Source organism: Arthrobacter sp. ZGTC412 (genome assembly GCF_002929215.1).
Classification (GTDB): domain Bacteria; phylum Actinomycetota; class Actinomycetes; order Actinomycetales; family Micrococcaceae; genus Arthrobacter.
This window is the reverse complement of the sequence record NZ_PJII01000056.1, coordinates 1-1,040: the sequence shown is the minus strand read 5'-3', so window position 1 is coordinate 1,040 and position 1,040 is coordinate 1. Positions and strand designations below refer to the sequence as shown.

General features: G+C 64.1%; 2 protein-coding genes. Both read left to right on the top strand.

Annotated features, from left to right (window positions below; translation table 11 throughout):
• Positions 1-149 precede the first annotated feature (149 nt).
• Positions 150-692 (top strand): MarR family transcriptional regulator, encoded by a 543-nt coding sequence (locus CXQ88_RS21370; protein WP_146069273.1) that lies wholly within the window; start codon positions 150-152, stop codon positions 690-692.
• A gap of 100 nt (positions 693-792) precedes the next feature.
• A partial coding sequence (locus CXQ88_RS21365) for a PRC-barrel domain-containing protein (protein WP_146069272.1) occupies positions 793-1,040 on the top strand: 248 nt, incomplete at its 3' end.

Here is a 1,040-nt window from a genome sequence, read left to right as displayed (position 1 = left end):
ACGGACGTCAAAGACCGCGCTGTAGACGCCAAGGACACCGTCAAGAGCACGTGAGCGGCCAGGACAGGGTCCCACAGCCGCCCCGCAACCCAGCGGGGCGGCCGCCGGGCCCTGACCAGCAATTCCCGGTTGCCGACGGGCCCCGGCACATGGAGTCACGTCCCGGCCCGGTTCCGGACCAATGGGCTACATATCGGCTGATCAGTGTCGCGGCCCGGCTCAACGAGCGGCGTCTCAACCGCCGGCTGGCCCGGCTCGGGCTGACCACAGGATCACTTGACGCACTGGAGACAGCGGCTGAACTGGAACCCACCACAGCCACTGATCTCGCCGTAACGCTCTGCGTGAGCAGGCAAAGCCTGGGCAGGGTGCTGCGGCGGCTGCAGAGCCTCGGTTTCCTGGCAAAGGAGCCGGGCAGGGACGGCCGAAGCGCCGACATCCACCTCACGCCCGAAGGGCGAGACGTCCTTTCCGCCGCCGAAGAACTCATCCGTGAAGGGACCGGGGCTGAAGCGGCTAATGAGGCGTTGTTCCGCCGGCAGTTGGAACAACACATCCGCGCCCTCAGAAACGCCGAACAAACCACCCATACGCGGCATGCGGCCACAAACCTGCCCCCGCCGTCCGCCTCTGGCCCCAGCCACCTGCTCTCCCGCAACACCCCACGCGCCGCCGGTTCAACAAGCCGGTAAGCCCACCGGGGAGGAAGCCACTGACGAACGTCATCGGCAACCGCTGCACAACGCATCAGATCACACCGGATTCATCGCAGCATCAAAAGGACAATTAATCATGATCAGCACTGAGAACCTTTCTTCACTCGCTACCGGCGGCGGCAACGTCGTAGGATCCGACGGAAGCAAAATAGGTTCCATCGGACAGGTCTACGCCGATGACCAAACCTCCGAACCCACGTGGGTGACGGTTAAAACCGGGCTCTTCGGAACGTCCGAATCCTTTGTCCCGCTCGATGCCGCCACCCAGGACGGCAAGGACATCGTTGTCCCGTACACCAAGGACAAGGTCAAGGACGCACCCCG

Excerpts from the sequence above, each read along its gene's own strand:
- CXQ88_RS21370 (WP_146069273.1), top strand. The coding sequence starts at position 150 with ATGGAGTCACGTCCCGGCCCGGTTCCGGACCAATGGGCTACATATCGG.